This window comes from [Clostridium] clostridioforme AGR2157 (genome assembly GCF_000424325.1).
Classification (GTDB): Bacteria; Bacillota; Clostridia; order Lachnospirales; family Lachnospiraceae; genus Enterocloster; species Enterocloster clostridioformis_A.
In genome coordinates this window covers 15,277-33,861 of sequence record NZ_AUJR01000051.1, presented here as the reverse complement: position 1 = coordinate 33,861, position 18,585 = coordinate 15,277, and the positions used below count along the sequence as shown (strand labels likewise).

Here is an 18,585-nt window from a genome sequence, read left to right as displayed (position 1 = left end):
ATAAAAGAAAAAGCCAGGGTGGCTACTGATTTTGAAAGGTCAGCCACCCCAGCCTTATTCCATCGGCATTAAAAGTATTGCCAGAACCCCTGGTCTTATTCCGAAGGCCGGGCGTGGGCAGAGCCTACAAGAGACAATGCAGAGAATGCCTTTATTTTAATGCAAAAAATCCGATCCGGATGTATAAAACCCCCGTCAGTGGTTATACTATAAATAGAAAGAACAATCGACAGCAGGAAAATCTAAAGAATCGACAACAAAAAATACATATCGAACTCTTTCCAGAGAAACCTAAACCTCCATGGACACAGAATTTTTTACGCCCTCCAAAAAATACATATCGAACTCTTTCCAGAGAAACCTAAACCTCCATGGACACAGAATTTTTTACGCCCTCGACGGGAGGCGTACCGCCCGTCAGATTTTCCATGTAATGTTCAAGCTGTTGTTTGTGGCGGCTACGGTGGTAATCATCAAATCCACCACCCGCCGCTTGTCGTCAAAGGATACATTCTCCCATGTGTCGAGGTAGCCGGAAATCTGATTGACTTGTTCGGGGCTGATGGCTTCCACTGTCAACTCTGCTATCTGCTTCACAAGTTCCTGCTTGCGTCCGTCCAGTTCCGCTATCTTCACATTCACATAGGAGAGCAGGACATTGTTTGCGCCTGTCAGACTGTCCACCAGCTTTTCAATCTCGCTGTCCACATGGAGAAGTTCCACTTGCAGGGCGGCGATTTTCGGATTGGCCTTTGCCGCTTTCTTCCTGCCCGTCAGCGTCTTGTGCTTTTCCAGTTTCTTCACCATCTGCTGATAAACCACCGCTTCCAGTTCATGATTTTCCCACAGCCCGAACAGCTTTTATTGTCCAGCCGTTTCGTACAGCGGAGATATTGCTTGCCGGACGGATTGAAGATACTCATAAGCGCATAGCCGCAGTTCCCGCACTTGATTTTTCCCGCCAGCCATGTATGAGTAGCTTTCCGGGCGGACTGGATTTTCATGTTGTTCATCAGCTTCTTACGGCACGCCAGCCACACATCAGACGGGACAATGCCCTCATGAGGAGCCAGCACAAGCATTTGGTCTTTTAAGTCGTTTTTCTTGCTGTGCTTTACATCCCGCCCCTGATACAGATAACACCCGTTCATTCCTGTAAAGTCGGCGGCGTCATTGACAATGACCGTCCCTTGACCTTTGAAAAACTCGTACACCTCAAGGTCTGCCTGAACATAAACGGGATTGCGTAACATCTGCGCCAGCGTAGGGCGTATCAGTTCTTTGCCATAGAACAAAATCCCTTGTTCCGCAAAGTGCCGGGTAATGTCCCCGTAGGAGGTTGTGGGCTGTGCGTACATCTCAAATATCAGCCGGATATTGGCCGCTTCCTCCGGGTTTACCACCAGCTTCTTTGTGTTGATACCGTCCATTTTGATTGGCTCCGTATGGAAGCCGTAGGGGGCTTTCCCGCCCATCTTAAAGCCCCGCTGACTACGGGAGTAGTAAGCGTCCATCACCCGCTTCTGTATCGTTTCCCGTTCAAGCTGGGCGAACACGATACAGATGTTCAGCATAGCCCGCCCCATCGGAGTGGAGGTATCAAACTTTTCCGTAGAGGACACAAACTCCACATTGTACTGCTGGAACAGTTCCATCATATTGGCAAAATCCAGTATGGAACGGCTGATACGGTCAAGTTTGTAAACAATGACCTTTGCAATCAAGCCCCGCTTAATATCCCGCACCAGTTCTTGAAACTTCGGACGGTCTGTGTTCTTGCCGCTGTACCCTTTGTCTGTGTATTCCTTGCAGTTCCCGCCTTTCAATTCATATTTGCAAAACTCAATCTGGCTTTCAATGGAAATGCTGTTCTTTTTGTCTACCGATTGCCTTGCATAGATCGCGTCTATTCTGTTATTCATTTTGTCGCTCCTTTTCTTAAAAAAGAAACGGAGCTGCTGACACTTATATTATACCGCCAGCAGCCCTGCAAATCAACGATGGCTTCGGAAAACCTTACGCCCCGGCTTCCTCATTCTGCCGTTTGTCGGCATACTTGCGGAATACCTCATAAAGCTGTTGTTCCAGTTCCCGGCGTTTGGCCGTTTCCTGCTCCGGCGTGAACACCGGGGAGAGGTTTTCCAGCGTGATTTCCTTTCCTTGAAAAGTTACGACCTCTGTTTCCTTTTTGTATCTGATATTACTTATAAAATCACCTTTCCTTTCTATAGTGCCGCCCCCGTTTCAGTTCCGCCAGTACCTCCGGCGGAATACGGTCAACCAGCCTTTGCATATTTTCCAGTTCGCTTTCCAGCTTTGCCCGTTCCATGCGGTCTTTCATTTTGCCGCTTTCACTGGCCTTTGCCCTTGCTTCCAGCTTTTGATTTTCTTCCAAAAGGTATTTTATCGTGACCTTGTACTTTTTCAGTTGCCCGGAGAAATTCTCCATCTGTGGAAACCACTTTTTCAGCAGGGAGAGGGCTTCCTCTTTTTTCTTTCCGGCGTTCAGCGGGTTAATGCCGTCAAGGGCGGCTTCAATTGCTCTGGCCTGTTTAGAGAGGGAAACCGCCTGTTTGAAAAGACGAGTGGGGATATGCTTCCGTCCCGTCTTGCTTGCGCTTTCCCCACGCTCCAAATCCGGGTATTTCTCCACCATATAGGCGTGAAAATCGTCCTGCCACTTCGTCAAATTCGCCCGGTTGCCGATGATTTCTTTCGCGCACAGGCGGTTGTCCTTTGTCAGCGGAACAAAGGTCAAATGCAGGTGGGGTGTTTTCTCGTCCATGTGTACCACCGCCGACACGATATTTTCCCGTCCTACCCGGCCAATAAGGAAATCCGCCGCCCTTTGGAAAAATGCCTGTATCTCCTTTGGGGATTTCCCCTTGAAAAACTCCGGGCTGGCGGTTATCAGCGTATCGACAAACCGGGTGCTGTCCTTGCGGGTGCGGCACCTTGCCTGTTCAATGCGGCTCTGAATGAAGTGGTAATAGCGTCCCTCCGGCTTGACGATATGGAAGTTGTACTTGCTCCGACTGGTGTCAATGTCGGGATTGCTGGCGTATTGTTCTTTCTGCCTTTCGTGGTGGGCTTCCAGCGGCCTTGCCGGGTTGCCCTTGTGCTTCTCAAACCGCAAAATTGCGTGTTGTGCCATTCTGCTCCTTTCCACGTTCCATTTCTTTCCGGCGGGTTTTCCACAGGGAAAATCCCGCCGAAATTATCTCTGATAGGATTGGAATGGAATGGATATAAATAAAATATTTTTAATCTTTGTATTTCTATATACCGTCCGATTTTCATACTTCAAGAGGATTGATTATCGTACTTGTCGGGTACGGTTTTCAGTCCTCCGGCGTTCCATAATCGGATTTCTTGAAGTTGGTATTTGAAACCGCTTCATAGGATTTTGGGTAAATACAGTTGGGTTTTCCACAGCCCTGTTTCTTAATGTCAATCAGCTCCGCATACTGTAACTCCCGCAGGGTGTTGACGGCTTTCTGCCGCCCACAATGGAGCAAGTCCACCACCTCACAGATGGGATAGTACAGGTAAATACGCCCGTACTCGTCCGCCCACCCGTTTTTCCGGGATAACTCCGCCCGCCGCAGGATAAAGGCATACAATAGCTTTGCTTCGTTGGACAAGGGCTGGAATGTGGGTGCTTCAAAGAGGAAATTCGGGAGCCGGGTGAAGCTGAACGCCTTTTCCGGCTGATGAATATAAATCGTGCTTGTCATAGCGTACTTTGTGGACGGTTAGAAGCCCGTTTTCCGGGGGAAATGATACTTTTTATACCACCCGCCCCGGTTTGGGGCTTGCGAAGCCTGATAAATCAAGGCTTTTTTCCTGTCTAACTGTCCACAGCAGACCTCCTTTTCCGTTCACTTTCTGTTTTCTGCCGCCTGTGAACTCTGGCGGCGCAGTCCGGGCAGTATTTTCCCCGGTTGGATTTGGGGACGAACACGCCGCCGCAGACCGCACAGCGTTTCAAGTCCCTGCCCCGGTAAATCTCCGCTTCCAGCGTTCCGGCGTGCGGCAAGACCGCCCACCGAAACCACTTACAGCAGACCGAGAAAGAAACCATCTGCGGACAGGTGCAGGTGTCCCCATCGTCAAGGACAATGCAGTTGCCGTCCTCACAGTTACAGCACTCCCGCCGTATTAAGGCGTTGGCCTGTTTCCTTTGCGCTGGCGTCATACGGTAGGGCGTTCCGTCCGGTCTGCGCTCCAGCGGCGGCAAGCGTTTATATGGATTTTCTTTTATGCGTCCCTCCGTTTGTTCTCCGTTGCCGTTCTATCCGAAAAGGTTTCCTGCCTCGTCGTCGCAAGCTGTGTATCGTTCGTTTCGCCGCAAGCGGCAAAACTCACTCGCTCCGCTGCTCCTCCTCTCCCCACAAAGCCATACGGCTTTGCGGGGGCCCCGACGCTCCTTGCTGTGCTTCCCCAGCCGGGGTATTCCTTTTCGGACGGTCATTCTGTTTTCAAAGTGCTGTCCACCGATGAACTATCTCAAGTCTACACTTTTTTGACCGCCTGTGCCGTATATCCGAAAGGTAGGAAATCAGCCCGAAAAACTCTCTATTTCCACGCTCTCGGAATTGTGGTAGAATGGAAGAAACAGAACGGTAAATTGGAGTTTGAGGAGAGAATATAATATGGATTTAACTTATAAAAGGGCAACGCTTGAAGATATCAATCTGTTAACAGAAACAAGGATAAAGGTATTAAGGGCAGCTAATCAACTATCTGATGAGGTAGATATGAATGAAGTAGAAAAAGAGTCCTATCGCTATTATCAAAAAGCACTGCATGATGGTTCCCATATTGCATATTTGGTTTTTGACGGAGAACGTTTCATTGGAGCTGGTGGTGTCAGTTTTTTTCAAGTAATGCCAACTTATCATAATCCGAGCGGAAAAAAAGCTTATATAATGAATATGTATACTGACCCTGAATACAGAAGAAGAGGTATTGCTATTAAAACATTAGATATGCTGATTAAAGATACTAGGAATAAAGGGATTACAGCTATATCATTAGAAGCAACTGATTTGGGGCGGCTGTTATATGAAAAATACGGATTTATAAAAATGAATAATGAAATGGAATTGCCAGAGTGATAACTCCCAGTTTATCGAGCAGACGAGGAGGGAGCGCATGGAACTATCCATACAAGAACGCCTAAAAGACCTGCGTGTGGAGCGTGGCTTGACGCTGGAACAGCTTGCAGAGGAAACCCACCTGTCCAAATCTGCTTTAGGCAGTTATGAGGGCGACAATTTCAAGGACATCAGCCACTATGCCCTTATCAAGCTGGCGAAGTTTTACGAAGTGTCTGTTGATTATCTGCTGGGCCGTTCTCAAATAAAAAATCACCCAAACGCTGATCTTGCAGACCTGCGTTTGAGTGATGATATGATTGAACTCTTGAAAAGCGGGCTGGTGGACAATTCCCTCCTATGCGAGTTGGCGACACACCCGGATTTTCCCCGACTCATGGCCGACCTTGAAATTTATGTGAACGGCGTAGCAACAAAGCAGGTACAAGCCGCAAACGCCATTGTGGATGCTATGAGTGCAACAATTATGAAACGGCACAATCCCGGCTTGACCGACCCGCAGTTAAGACAGCTAATTACCGCCCACATTGACGAGGATAGCTTTTGCCGCTATGTGATACAGCAGGACATAAACAGGATAGCACTTGACCTGCGGGAAGCCCACAAGGACGATTTTTTCAGCGTCCCGGAGGATAACCCACTGGAAGATTTCTTGCAGACCGCTGAGGAAACCGCCAGCCCGGATAGTGACCCGGAACAGGCGGCTATGGTCTTTATCTGTAAGCGGCTCAAACTGAACTATAAGAAGCTGTCGGAAGAAGAAAAGAAGTGGCTGAAAAAGATTGCTGAGAAGTCGGACTTGCTGAAAAATCCAAATCCACAGCGAGGACGAAAATGATAGGGCAACAAATTTAGAAGTTGTGGAGGTTTCGCATGAAAAATAAGGATATTGTAAAATATTTCTATGAAGTTATTATTTCGGATAATTTACTTGATGAAATCTCTAAATATATATCAGAGGACTGTGTTCAAAGAATTGGAGAAAAAGAAACGTTCATAGGAATAGACGGAATGAAAGAACACCTATTAGCATTGAAAAAAACTTATCCTGATTACATTATGAAAATTATCCGTCAATATGAAGTAGATGATTATGTTATTTCAGAATTTATTATGAGAGGCACTCATAAGGGAGAATTTCTCGGAATAACACCTACAAATAAGGTTTTGGAAATTACAGGGGTGGATATTGATAAAGTTATAGATGGAAAAATTGTAGAACATGGTGGTGCTACAAATACTTTTGAAACTTTTTTTGAACACCATTTAATTCAATCTGTATAAGCCCCAGTTTGTCGGGGAGGTAACAAAGCCAGTCGAGCCAGTCAACGGTCAAGATGAACGGCGCATTTCATGCGCCGCCGTTGACAGTCCCACCTGTCTTTGCTGATGGGCAATCAAGGCGGAAAAGCCCTAAGATGGCGGCTTCCCGCCCATTTCAATTTTGAGAAAAGGAAACGCCCCAAAATCAGAAAGAGGGTGGCCAAGCACTTTGACAGATTGGCCGCCTTGTCCATCCATTTAGCGGGACGGCGAGCGACAGTCAAGACCGGGCGCAAGCCCGTTCATTTCAGTCTTGACGGTTGCCCGCTGTCCTGCTACTTTTCCGGGAGTGTGGCCACACTTCGGGACACTTTGTCCACAAGTCGGGGCGTGGGACGAGGGACAGGGGACGGGGCTTTCATATACGCCCTGTCTGCTGATGAAACCAGTCCTGCGCTTGCGGCTTCACGCCACGCAATCACAGCCCTGTTTTCCTGCCGCTTCAAATGCCCTTGCCCTCACCGGCGGCAACAGCATTTTTACGGCAACGCTGACAGAGCGTATAACACACTACACTTTGCAAGCAAAGTCGTGTGCCAAGGGGCAAGCCCCTTTGGAAACCCCAGACAACAAAACAGGCTGAATATCTCGCACTTTCCCTGTACTTGATGTTCAGCCTTTATTTGTTGTCAGCAGCCCGTTTCACGGTCTGCGTGTAGTTCCTTATAAACTGACCTAAGTGGATGTGCAAATACCATATCGTCTTCACACCTAAGTATAGACGAAAAATCATTTATAATCAATATAAAGAGGATTTGCGAGATATATTACAACTAAGCTATAAAGGGGTAGAAATATTGGAGGGAAAATTAATGCCGGATCATGTACATATGCTGGTGGCAATCCCGCCTAAGTATAGTGTATTTGACAAAAAAAGGCTGCCATGGGAGCTATGGCGGATCTGGGAATCCATAAGACAGATCTGATCCAGTACCTGATGGGAGAACATGTGACAGAGACAACCGCTGTGATTACCATCTGGATAAAAAAGATGGAAGCGGAAACCTGATCGAGGTGGACGACAATGCCATCTGTATCTATAAGATGGTATCAGGCGCAGTGGGAACTATGACAGCCAGCTGGACCTACTATGGTCAGGAAGACAACTCCACCATATTATACGGGTCCAAGGGAATTATGCGTATCTATGAAGACCCGGAATACTGCATCAAGATTATAAAGCCAGACAATGAGGTCATCCTGTACAATGTAGATCAGATTCAGACCAATGACAAGCAGACGAAATCAGGCGTAATAGATGCCTTTATGGACTGTATTGTTCACGGAAAGGAAGCACAGCTCAGTGGAAAAAGCGTATTCAGCGCCATGGAAGCAGTTTTTGCAAGTATAGTATCTGCCAAAACAGGAAAAACAATTAAAATAGGCTAAGGAGAATGAGATGAAGTTAGGGTTTGTCAGTGCCATCCTGGATGGATGGACTTTTGAGGAAATGATGGATACGGCTGCCGGACTGGGGTATGAGTGCGTGGAAGCCGCGTGCTGGCCCCAAGGGAAAGCGGAACGCCGCTATGCGGGTGTCAGCCATATTGACGTGGATAATGACAGCCATGAGTACGTGGACCATATTCATGAGACATGTAAAAAGACGGGAGTTGAGATCAGCGCCCTGGCATATTATCCCAACACCATGGACGGTGATCTTCAGAAACGGGAGGCTGCCATACGGCACCTTATATTATACCAAGCAAAAGCTTTGGCATCAATTACGATCCCAGCCATTTTGTGTGGCAGATGATGGATTATATCCAGCCTATCTATGAATTCAGAGAGAGGATATTTCATGTACACTATAAGGATATCAAGGTTTATCCCCAGAAGCTTAAGGATGTGGGAATCATGGCATATCCGCTTGAATATATGGAACCCAAGCTTCCAGGACTGGGAGATGTGGACTGGGGACGTTATGTGTCTGCGCTGACTGATATTGGTTATGATGGGTTTACCTGTGTGGAAGTGGAGGACCGGGCGTTTGAAGCAGATCGGGAAAGAATTCTGGACATCTTAAAGCTTTCAAAACGTTACATAGAGCAGTTTGTAGTATAATATTTTTTCAATGTTGTCGGAATACTTCCTGACAGTTGAAAATATTTTTGCCATTGGACTTAACACTTCGGTTTTGGGTATTGTTGCCATGGGGCAAATGTTGTGTATATTGTCATCAGATTTTGATTTATCTGTAGGTAATACAGCTTGTATCACTGGAATCATGATATTCCCTGCTCCGGAGTTGCCCATGCAGATTATATTGGGGACTACGGCTTCCGCCGGTTTATGACGAGTGGCAAAGTGAATGTTAAAATCGAGTCAACGCTCTCATTGGTTGAGCAGATTCCAGAAAAAGATTTATAATAGTTTGCCAATATGTGGCAAATGCAATAGACACAGGGCGGGATTTGCGTTAAAGTGGAATCATAGAATAACTTATTATCTGTAATTCATGTGTGTAAAGGAGAGGTGCTGACTATGGAAGCGATTAAATTGAGAGACGGGTTCTACTGGACGGGTATTATTGACGACAAGCTGCGGGTGTTTGATATTGTGATGTATACGGAGTTTGGCACAACCTACAATTCCTATGTGATGAAGACCGGGAATAAGGTGGTGTTATTTGAGACGGCAAAGGCCAGGTTTTTTGACGACTATCTGGAAAAATTGAAAGAGGTGATTGACGTCACGAAGATTGACTATCTGGTGACCAGCCACACGGAGCCGGACCATGCGGGGAGTGTGGAGCGGCTGCTGGATTACAGTCCCCAGATGAAGATACTGGCGACTCCCTGTGCCATTAGTTTCTTAAAAGAAATCGTGAACCGGGACTTTGTCAGCATTGCGGTGAAGGACGGCCAGCGGATGACCATTGGCCAGCGGACGCTGCATTTCATGCTGGTTCCAAACCTGCACTGGCCGGATACCATGTACACATTTATCGAGGAGGAGCAGATTCTGGTGACCTGCGATTCCTTTGGCTCCCACTACTGCCTGGAAGAGGTGGTGTCGGATAAGATTCAGAATGAGGACGATTACATAAAGGCGCTGCGCTACTATTTTGACTGTATTATCGGTCCATATAAACCGTTTATGCTGAAGGCCCTGGACCGGGTGAAATCCCTGGATATCAGCATGGTGTGCACGGGTCACGGTCCGGTGCTGGTGGGTGACAGAATTAAGCAGGTGATGGCCCTTTACCGGGAATGGTCCACGGTGGTAAATCCAAACGGGAAGAAAACCGTTATCATCCCTTACGTCAGCGCCTACGGATATACGGGACTGCTGGCGGAGAAGATTGCGGAGGGAATTGCCGACAGCGGCGATATCGACGTGCGCAGCTACGATATGGTGACGGCCGACACGGCGAAGGTGCAGGAGGAGTTACAGTTTGCAGACGGAATTCTGTTTGGTACGCCCACCATTATTGCCGAGGCGCTGCGTCCTATCTGGGATTTGACGCTGGGCATGTTCAGTGTGACCCACGGCGGAAAATATGCGGGAGCTTTCGGCAGCTACGGCTGGAGCGGCGAGGGAGTACCCCATATCACCGAGCGCTTGAAACAGTTGAAAATGAAGGTGGTAGACGGATTCAAGGTGCGGTTCAAACCGTCGGAGGCAGATTTGGTGAGTGCCTATGAGTTCGGATATCAGTTCGGATGTCTGGTGCAGTCGAAGAAGCCGAAGGCGGTGGTGGCAAAGGGCAGCAGGAAGCTGGTTAAATGTCTGGTTTGCGGGGAGATTTTTGATTCCTCCATCGAGATTTGTCCTGTCTGCGGCGTGGGCCGGGAGAACTTTGTGCCGGTGGACGATGTGGTAAATGATTTCACCAACAACACGGCCAGCGACTATCTGATTCTCGGTAACGGCGCGGCCGGATTTAATGCCGCAAAAGCCATCCGGGAGAGGGATGCCACAGGGCGGATTATTATGGTATCCGAGGAGCCCTATCCGTCCTACAACCGTCCCATGCTGACCAAATCCCTGGTCGCAGGTCTGGAGCCGGAGCAGATAGCTATGGTGGATGCTGCATGGTATGAGGAAAATCAGGTGCACCAGATGCTTGGAAAACGGGTGGAGAGCGTGGATATGGATGCCAGGGAGGCGCTTCTTGACGACGGAACGAAGCTGCATTTCACGAAGCTGATTTACGCGCTGGGAAGTGAATGCTTTATTCCGCCTATGGAAGGAAGCAAGTTACCGGAGGTGGCGGCAATCAGACGGCTTTCTGATGTCAGAAAAGTGGAGACTCTGATGAAGAGCACGGGGAAGGCCGTGGTTATCGGAGGCGGCGTTTTGGGACTGGAAGCAGCGTGGGAGCTTAAGAAGGCCGGCCTTGAGGTGACAGTGCTTGAAATGGCGCCATCCCTGATGGGACGTCAGCTGGATGAGAGTTCCGGGGAGCAGTTGAAGATAATTGCATCCAAAGCCGGCGTGGTTATCCGCACCGGTGTCAATGTGGAAGCCATCGAGGGGGACGGCCATGTGAGCGGTGTCCGCCTGAAAACCGGGGAAGTGGTGGAAGCCGGGATGGTGATTGTGTCCGCAGGCATCCGCGCCAACATAGAGCTGGCGAAGAAGATGGGATTGGAGACGAAGAAGGGGGTAGTTGTCAATGAGCTGATGGAGACCTCCGTTTCCGGCATCTATGCCTGTGGTGACTGTGCACAGTACCATGACACTAATTACGGCATCTGGCCGGAGGCTGTGGAGCAGGGCAAGACTGCCGGCGCCAACGCGGCCGGTGACAGTCTGGAATACACGCCGGTACCTGCGGCCCTAACCTTCCACGGCATGAACACCGCCCTGTTTGCGGCGGGCGACAACGGAAGAAACCCGAATCTCTATTATAAGACAGTGGAATTTAGGGATATGGGTAAGGAGCAGTACCGGAAATACTATTTCCTGAATAACCGGATGAGCGGTGTGATTCTGTTAGGTGATTTGTCCCAGATGGCGGCTATGACGGAGGCGCTGGAGAACCATGCCACATATCAGGAAGTGATGGAGAATTAGGCAGATACACGACAAATAGGCATTCGCAGGTTTTCCAGATCGTGGGCGCTGCCCACACCCGGCCTCATGAATAAGGTTGGGCATTTCTGGTAATACTGCTAATGCCAAAAGAATAAGATGGCCGGGAGTTACAGTTTGCGCTGTTCCCGGCCATTCCCTATCTACAGATAACCGCTCAACCGTTCTCCATATAGGACAGTAAATGCATTCAGTTTCTTTAACTCATCAAGAGGGAATCCCCCCCCTTGTCAAGATTTGTGACTACTGTTTCGTAGGAATCTAGCTTCCATACTGGAGCAGTTGTAGGAACTACATTTAAAATAGACGGAAAATTTGAGAAACTGGTTGACAGGGAACGTGTTCAAGGAGTTTATGGATGTAGTGCATGCGCTCAGGTCCCAGGGTAGAAAGGCGGTGACAGTCAATGTTAAAAGCATACAAATACAGGATATATCCAAATAACAAAAAATACAGATTGCGGAAACATTTGGTTGTGGTTCTCTGTCAAATCCTTTCTGGGTCCCGCTTGCGTTTTTACCTTCCTCCTGCTAAGATATTAGTACTACGTAATGAAGTTTTATGCGATGGAGGTCGTCTGGGCAAATGGCAAGTATCAGGGATGTGGCAAAAAAAGCAGGTGTAGGGGTGGGGACTGTTTCTCGTGCTCTTAACGGGACAGGCTATGTGGCGGAGGATACCAAGGCAAAAATCCTTGAAGTCGCTAAGGAGCTGGACTATCAGCCAAATGAGCTGGCCAGGAACCTGTTTCGGAACAGGACGGGAATCATTGGAATCGTGGTCCCTGATATGGAAAATCCATTTTTCAGCAAGCTGCTGAAGCACATGGAAATCCAGCTCTACAAGAACGGGTATAAGGCCATGATCTGCAATACCATTGAGATAAGCAACCGTGAGCAGGACTTTATTGACATGCTGCGCCAGAATGTAATGGACGGCATCATTACCGGTGCCCATTCCCTCCAGGATTACGCGTACTTGAACCTGAACAAGCCGGTGGTTGCCATGGACCGGAATCTGGGACCGGATATTCCTGTTATACACTCGGACCACAAGGCGGGAGGCAGGATGGCGGCCCGGCTTCTTTTGGATGCGGGATGCAGGAATGTGCTGAACTTTGGCGGTTCCTTTCGCGTACATACGCCTTCCAATGACAGGCATCAGGAATTTAAGCGGGTTATGGAGGAAAATGGTGCATCTGTCAAAACCATTGAAATGGCCTGGAACATGATGGAATATGATTACTATTGCCGTATCATGGAACAGTACATGGATATTTACCGGGATATTGACGGGGTGTTTACTACGGATATAGGAGCCCTCTACTGCCTTAACATAGCAAACCAAAGAGGCGTGAAGGTTCCGGAGAAACTCCATATCGTTGGTTATGACGCAGTTGACATGACCCGGCTGTTTACCCCCAAGCTTACCAGCATAGCGCAGGATATACCGGGACTGGCAACGGCCTGTGTGGATACCATGATGGATCTGTTGGATGGTAAGAAAGTAGAAATGGAACAAATCCTGCCTGTTTCCATACAAAAAGGTGGAACAACATAAAATGTTCCACATGGACACAGAGGATACCTGAGAAACATAAATACAATAATTGGAAATGAAATGAAAATAGTGCACAATATGCGAAGTGAAAAACTGTATATTGTGCACTATTTTTGCGTTCTTTTACAAAAAAATATTGACATACTAATCTAGTAGTACTATAGTGTGGATGTGAAACGGGTTCCATTCAGGAAAATAGACACAAACAGAATAAAAAAAAAAAAAAAAAAGGGGGGGGGTGGTTGTTGGAATTTGACAGCGGGGAATATGAATCCATCTGTATATTTGCTGAAAAATCTGATGACAGGGATGGCTGGATATGCCTGGAAGGACCCGGAGGAAAGGAACAGCAGGTTCACATGAATGACGACTGGTACCGTCTGGTACAGCTGGCTCTTCCTGAGAAGGGTACATACCGCATCAGGCATAAAGGGATTGGTCTCACCCAGATGTATCTGAGCGGGGGACCGGATTTGATGGAACGGGGGATAAGGTTCCTGGACCCGGACAGCGGTAATGAACTGGGAAAATGGTATGATACTCCTGTAAGGGAGCAGTATCATTTCAATCCCTTTATGAACTGGGTAAATGATCCGAATGGACTCTGCTGGTTTAAGGGATATTACCATCTGTTCTACCAGTCCAATCCCTTTGGGCAGGAATGGAATGACATGTACTGGGGCCATGCGGTGAGCCGGGATTTGGTTCATTGGACACATATGCCTTATGTTCTGGAACCACAGCCGGACTTGTGGAGGGATAAGGAACACAAAGGAGGGGCCTTTTCGGGAAGCGCCCAGGTGATGGGGGAACAGATGCATCTGTATCTGACCCGTCACCACGGTCCGCAGGAGGACGGTGAGAAAACCAGGGAATGGCAGACAGAGGCCGTGTGCAGCGACGGCATCCATGTGGAGAAGGAGCGCCCATGCATCACTGAAAGACCAGAGGGGGCGTCCTTTGATTTCAGGGACCCCAAGGTACAGCAGGTGGAAGGCAAGGACTATATGGTATTGGGCTCCAGCCTGGACGGCGTGCCGTCCATCCTGCTGTATGTCCGGGAGGATGGAGGGTGGAGCTTTAAAGGTCCTCTCCTCCAGGAGCATGAACGGGCCTTGCAAAGGAAGGAAATGATGGGCGGAGGTTTACTTAAACACGGAGAGGCCGCAGGCACCAAGCTGTTTTACCAGGACAGCACAGAGGGGCATCTGGAGGCGGATTTTGCGGCCGGGAGTCTGAATCGTTTGGAGGTATGGACCATGGAGTCCATCTGGAACCATAAATCATGAAGAGAGGGAGATTGGTTATGAAGAATAAGAGATTGGCATGTATGACACTGGCGGCTGTTTTGGCGGCATCCGTACTGAGCGGCTGCGGCGGCGGTTCCAAATCAGGGGGAGGAAGGACCAACAGCGACGGAGCTAAGATGGTGACCATCTGGAGTCCCACGGATGAACCGGCTATTGAAGAATGGTGGGGAGAGAAAATCAATGCTTTCAATGAAGAACACAAGGGAGAAATCGAGCTTAAGAGAGAAGCCATCGTGCGGGCGGATTCCTATGCATACGAGGATAAAATTAACGCGGCCGTGACAAGCAACGACCTGCCTGACATCCTGTTTGTGGACGGTCCCAACATATCCAATTACGCGGCGGACGGAATCATCGTACCCATTGACGCCTATTTTACAGAGGAGGATTTGAGTGATTTCGTGGAATCCATCAAGGTGCAGGGAACCTATGACGGCAAGCTGTACGCCCTGGGAGCCACTGAGAGTTCTGTGGCATTGTACTACAATAAGGATATGACAGACGCAGCCGGCATCACCATGCCGGATAAGATGGAGGATGCCCTGACCTGGTCTGAATTCGCTGATATTGCCGGGAAGCTGACCACCAGCGACGTGGCCGGGACCAACATTATCATGGATAAGGGAGAGGGGCTGCCCTATGTGCTGGAGCAGTTCTGGATTTCCAACGGCACTGACTTTGTAAGCGAGGACGGTTCCAAGGCAGACGGCTATGTGAACAGTGAAAAAGGAATTCAGGCAGCCAATTTCCTCAACAGCCTGATTCAGGATGGCTATGCCAATATAGACCCCATGAAGCAGGAGTTCCACAATGGAAAATGCGCCACCATGCTGGGCGGTTCCTGGGAAGTGGCCACTCTGGAGCAGTCCTTCCCGGACCTGAACTGGGGCGTTACATACTTTCCGGTAGCTGACAATGGCGGCATCAACACATCGCCTACCGGGGACTGGGCTGCCTGTATCACCAGGAATGCGGACGAGGAAGCCGCAGGCGTTGTTATCTCCTATCTGATGAATGAGGAAAATGTGACCTCTTACGCCCAGGCCATAGCAAAACTTCCCACCAGGGCATCCAGCTATGACACGCTGACAGAGTACAATGAATATCCCCGTTCCCTCTTTAAGGAGCAGTCACTGAATACGGGCCATCCAAGACCTAGAACACCTGGCTATACCGTGCTGTCACCCGGATTCTCAGAGGCCATGATGAACATGTTCACGGGCGCGGGTGTAAAAGAGTCCTTAGACCAGCTGGCAGCTGATTTTGATTCCAACTACCAGAAGAACTACGCAGAGTAATGGTGAGGGGGACGATGCTCCCCCTTCCCTTTAACAGGGAAAGGAGGTATATCATGAAGTATGGTACTAAGAATAAGGTCCATGAAAGGCGGGCCGCGTTCCTGTTCATCCTTCCGGCAGTGGTGCTGCTGGCAGCGTTCCTCATACTGCCCGCTGTTTCCACGGTCCGCTATGCATTTACTGATTACAATATCCTCAGGCCGGATAAGATTAAATTCTGCGGACTGGACAATTTCGTGGAGCTTTTTGGGGACAGGGACTTTAAGAAATCCCTGGTAAACACCATCTACTTTACGGTGGTGGTAGTTCCCTTCCAGTGTATTCTGGCCCTGCTTTTAGCCATGCTGATTTCATCCAGGAGAAAAGGAGTATCCATATTCCGGGCAGCCTATTTCAGCCCCAACATCACTTCCATGGTGGTGGTTGCCATCCTCTGGAGCGTGCTGTACAATCCCAATCCCAGCACAGGCCTTCTGAACGCATTTCTCACAAAGCTGGGCTTTTCCCCCTGCGGTTTCCTGACAGACCCCAAGACGTCCATGAATTCCATTATCTTCATGTCGGCCTGGCAGGCGGCAGGGTATCAGATGATGATTTTCCTGGCAGGACTTCAGGCCATACCGGGAGACCAGTATGAAGCGGCGTCCATCGACGGTGCGGGCGCTTTCCAGAAGTTCCTGTATGTGACCCTGCCGGGGCTTAAAAATGTCATTAAATACGTTGTCATGATTACTATGATTCAGGCCATGAAGCTGTTCACGCAGCCCTATGTCATGACCCAGGGCGGCCCCCAGAACTCCACCAGGACCCTTGTGTATTATATCTATGAACAGGGCTTCCAGAGCAGGAATTTCGGGTACGCCTGCAGTGTGGCAACCGTATTCTTTGTTATAGTGGTAACCATGTCGCTGATGTTAAAGCGGGTTATCAAGGCAGATTAAGGAGGGAGAATCATGGGAATAAAGGAAAAAGATATCCTGAAACGCGTTTTGTTCTATGGCGGAAATGCAATTGTCGCCCTGATTTTTGTATCGCCGCTCCTGTGGATGATTGCCGCGTCCCTGAAACCGGAGGCGCAGATATTCTCCGACATGAGCACCATCAGGACGTTCTGGCCCACAGGTGCCGCCCTTGGGAACTATGTTGAGGTGTTTACCAGGGTGAATATGATGAAATTCATCCTCAACAGCCTGTTCTATGTGTTTGTCATTGTTATCCTGGACCTGGCGGTCAATTCCATCTGCGGATATGCCCTGGCAAAATTCGATTTCCCCGGAAAGGAGCTGCTGCTGACAGTGGTCATCAGCCTTATGGTGCTTCCCATGGAGGCCATCATGCTGCCCCTTTACAAGGAGGTTGCCAGCCTTGGCTGGGTGAATACCTGGGCCGGACTGATTGTTCCCTTTGTGGGGAAATGCTTCTCCATCTACATGTTCCGTCAGTTCTTCTTAGACATTCCCGATGACCTGCTGGAAGCGGCGGCCATAGACGGCTGCGGCCCAATCAAGACATTTTTTACCATTGTAATGCCCATCTCAGGCACGGTGTACGCCACTATATTCATCCTGGACTTCGTGGCCCACTGGAATGACTTCATGTGGCCCATGCTGGTGGTCACAGGGGAGGATATGAGGACAATCCAGCTTGCCATCCAGACGTTCTTTGGCTCAAAGCCAATACACTATGGCGCCATCATGGCGTCCCTGACCATATCGGCAATCCCCATGCTGCTGATGTTCGTATTTCTTCAGAAATATTACGTGGAAGGTATCGCATCCACTGGCATAAAGGGATAGCACCAGAGAGGGGCCCGCGGCATACATTTTTTCCAATCTTTCCCTAATGGCTTTCCAAATATTATGTGTTATTATAGTTTTGTAACAGAAATGTAATAATTATGTAACACATAAGGAGGTAACCATGAGAAAGATATCCATGTACACATTGTCCGCAGCCGCAGCCATGCTTGTATCCACAGCAATACCGGTGACATCACTGGCAGCCGTATCTACATATCAGATTCCTTTTGCCAAAGGAAGAGCATACGTGATTGGAGTGGGAGGACAGAACTGCCTTCCTGGTAATATAGGCCAGAATGGGAACTGGGGCCAGAATAACGGGTGGGGCGCAGGCCCAGTGCTGCCAGATAACAGTCGGCCGCAGGTTACGCCGCCTGACTTCATCTTTCCCACACCGGAACTGCCGGGACCTGAGATGCCGGATAATTCACTGCCAGGTGAGCCGGATAACGGCGGCAGCCAGGACGCATATGCGGATGCAGTGGTTGAACTGGTAAATGCAGAGAGGGCAAAGGCGGGCCTTAATCCACTGTCTGTCCACAAAGGCGTGGCAGAGGCAGCCAACACAAGAGCACATGAAATCAAGAGCACATTTTCACATACCAGACCTGATGGCAGCAATTTCAGTACAGTCCTGACACAGGCCGGGATCAGCTACAGAAGTGTTGGGGAGAACATTGCCTATGGACAGAACTCGCCTGAGGCAGTGATGCAGAGCTGGATGAACAGCTCAGGCCACAGGGCAAATATTCTGAACCGTGATTTTACTTCCATTGGGGTAGGACATTATAAGGATGCCAGCGGAACCGATTATTGGACACAGCTATTCATAAAGTAAGATAGGAGAAGATAGCCAGCCAGGCCGGAAGTGTTCCGGCCTGGCTGGTGTTTTTTAAAATAATGTGAATTATGCATAAAAAAATAAAAATGAATTACACATTGACAAGCATAATGTTCAATGCTATAGTATTAAACAAGGGAAGAGATAAACCGCTCCACCAAAGCAGTTTTTATTTTTTTAAACATTTGATAAACCGTTCTACTAAACCGCTCTACCTACACTCATTTTGCGAAAAAGACCATGTTTTTTGAGCAGGAAGTGTGGTAATATTGGTTTAATATCATAATTCATGAG

15 protein-coding genes and 4 pseudogenes are annotated in these 18,585 nt (G+C 48.8%); 13 read left to right on the top strand and 6 right to left on the bottom strand.

From position 1 onward, the window contains the following. Positions 1–417: 417 nt before the first annotated feature. The 5 genes and pseudogenes from G614_RS28090 to G614_RS0119120 form a co-directional block, all read right to left on the bottom strand. A pseudogene (locus G614_RS28090) lies at positions 418–1,922 on the bottom strand (recombinase family protein). 94 nt (positions 1,923–2,016) lie between these two features. Beyond that, a complete protein-coding gene (locus G614_RS0119135) occupies positions 2,017–2,229 on the bottom strand; it encodes a hypothetical protein (RefSeq protein ID WP_027643242.1) in 213 nt (70 codons plus the stop codon). Beyond that, positions 2,213–3,154 carry a MobV family relaxase gene (gene mobV / locus G614_RS0119130; RefSeq protein WP_027643241.1) on the bottom strand — a complete coding sequence of 314 codons (942 nt, stop codon included), beginning with the start codon at positions 3,152–3,154 and terminating at the stop codon, positions 2,213–2,215. Before mobV ends, G614_RS0119135 begins: the two co-directional genes overlap by 17 nt. Positions 3,155–3,341: 187 nt before the next feature. After that, positions 3,342–3,737, bottom strand: coding sequence for a replication initiator protein A (locus G614_RS0119125; protein WP_027643240.1), 396 nt, complete (start codon positions 3,735–3,737; stop codon positions 3,342–3,344). A 113-nt stretch (positions 3,738–3,850) separates the two neighbouring features. After that, positions 3,851–4,264 (bottom strand): cysteine-rich VLP domain-containing protein, encoded by a 414-nt coding sequence (locus G614_RS0119120; RefSeq protein ID WP_027643239.1) that lies wholly within the window; start codon positions 4,262–4,264, stop codon positions 3,851–3,853. A gap of 391 nt (positions 4,265–4,655) precedes the next feature. On the opposite strand from G614_RS0119120, the gene G614_RS0119115 reads away from it, so the two are divergent. From G614_RS0119115 to G614_RS34600, 6 genes and pseudogenes are all read left to right on the top strand, one after another. Continuing rightward, the gene (locus G614_RS0119115; protein WP_027643238.1) at positions 4,656–5,120 is read left to right on the top strand and encodes a GNAT family N-acetyltransferase; all 465 of its coding nucleotides are present in this window, start codon (positions 4,656–4,658) and stop codon (positions 5,118–5,120) included. A gap of 37 nt (positions 5,121–5,157) precedes the next feature. Further along, the gene (locus G614_RS0119110; protein ID WP_027643237.1) at positions 5,158–5,958 is read left to right on the top strand and encodes a helix-turn-helix domain-containing protein; all 801 of its coding nucleotides are present in this window, start codon (positions 5,158–5,160) and stop codon (positions 5,956–5,958) included. A gap of 35 nt (positions 5,959–5,993) precedes the next feature. Further along, a complete protein-coding gene (locus tag G614_RS0119105) occupies positions 5,994–6,404 on the top strand; it encodes an ester cyclase (RefSeq protein WP_027643236.1) in 411 nt (136 codons plus the stop codon). A gap of 722 nt (positions 6,405–7,126) precedes the next feature. Next, positions 7,127–7,306, top strand: a pseudogene (gene tnpA / locus G614_RS30340) (IS200/IS605 family transposase); the annotation flags it as partial. A 5-nt stretch (positions 7,307–7,311) separates the two neighbouring features. Further along, positions 7,312–7,832, top strand: a pseudogene (locus G614_RS28085) (Gfo/Idh/MocA family protein); the annotation flags it as partial. Between the two features lie 10 nt (positions 7,833–7,842). Beyond that, a pseudogene (locus G614_RS34600) lies at positions 7,843–8,507 on the top strand (sugar phosphate isomerase/epimerase family protein). Here G614_RS34600 and G614_RS31415 read toward each other — a convergent pair. After that, on the bottom strand, positions 8,475–8,672 hold the full coding sequence (locus tag G614_RS31415; RefSeq protein WP_155245081.1) for a hypothetical protein: 198 nt from the start codon (positions 8,670–8,672) through the stop codon (positions 8,475–8,477). The pseudogene G614_RS34600 and the gene G614_RS31415 overlap by 33 nt on opposite strands. Positions 8,673–8,927: 255 nt before the next feature. Between G614_RS31415 and G614_RS0119090 the strand changes: the two genes are divergently transcribed. The 7 genes from G614_RS0119090 (at position 8,928) to G614_RS0119060 (ending at position 18,288) form a co-directional block, all read left to right on the top strand. Further along, a complete protein-coding gene (locus G614_RS0119090; RefSeq protein ID WP_027643235.1) occupies positions 8,928–11,465 on the top strand; it encodes an FAD-dependent oxidoreductase in 2,538 nt (845 codons plus the stop codon). 603 nt (positions 11,466–12,068) lie between these two features. Then, on the top strand, positions 12,069–13,043 hold the full coding sequence (locus G614_RS0119085; protein ID WP_027643234.1) for a LacI family DNA-binding transcriptional regulator: 975 nt from the start codon (positions 12,069–12,071) through the stop codon (positions 13,041–13,043). A gap of 242 nt (positions 13,044–13,285) precedes the next feature. Next, positions 13,286–14,332, top strand: a complete 1,047-nt coding sequence (locus G614_RS0119080; protein ID WP_027643233.1) for a glycoside hydrolase family 32 protein — start codon at positions 13,286–13,288, stop codon at positions 14,330–14,332. Positions 14,333–14,349: 17 nt separating this feature from the next. Further along, positions 14,350–15,651, top strand: coding sequence for an ABC transporter substrate-binding protein (locus G614_RS0119075; protein ID WP_027643232.1), 1,302 nt, complete (start codon positions 14,350–14,352; stop codon positions 15,649–15,651). A 53-nt stretch (positions 15,652–15,704) separates the two neighbouring features. Then, on the top strand, positions 15,705–16,592 hold the full coding sequence (locus G614_RS0119070) for a carbohydrate ABC transporter permease (protein ID WP_027643231.1): 888 nt from the start codon (positions 15,705–15,707) through the stop codon (positions 16,590–16,592). 12 nt (positions 16,593–16,604) lie between these two features. Then, the gene (locus G614_RS0119065; protein WP_027643230.1) at positions 16,605–17,447 is read left to right on the top strand and encodes a carbohydrate ABC transporter permease; all 843 of its coding nucleotides are present in this window, start codon (positions 16,605–16,607) and stop codon (positions 17,445–17,447) included. Positions 17,448–17,571: 124 nt separating this feature from the next. Continuing rightward, complete coding sequence (locus G614_RS0119060) at positions 17,572–18,288, top strand: CAP domain-containing protein (protein ID WP_027643229.1); 717 nt, start codon at positions 17,572–17,574, stop codon at positions 18,286–18,288. The last annotated feature ends 297 nt before the right edge of the window (positions 18,289–18,585 follow it).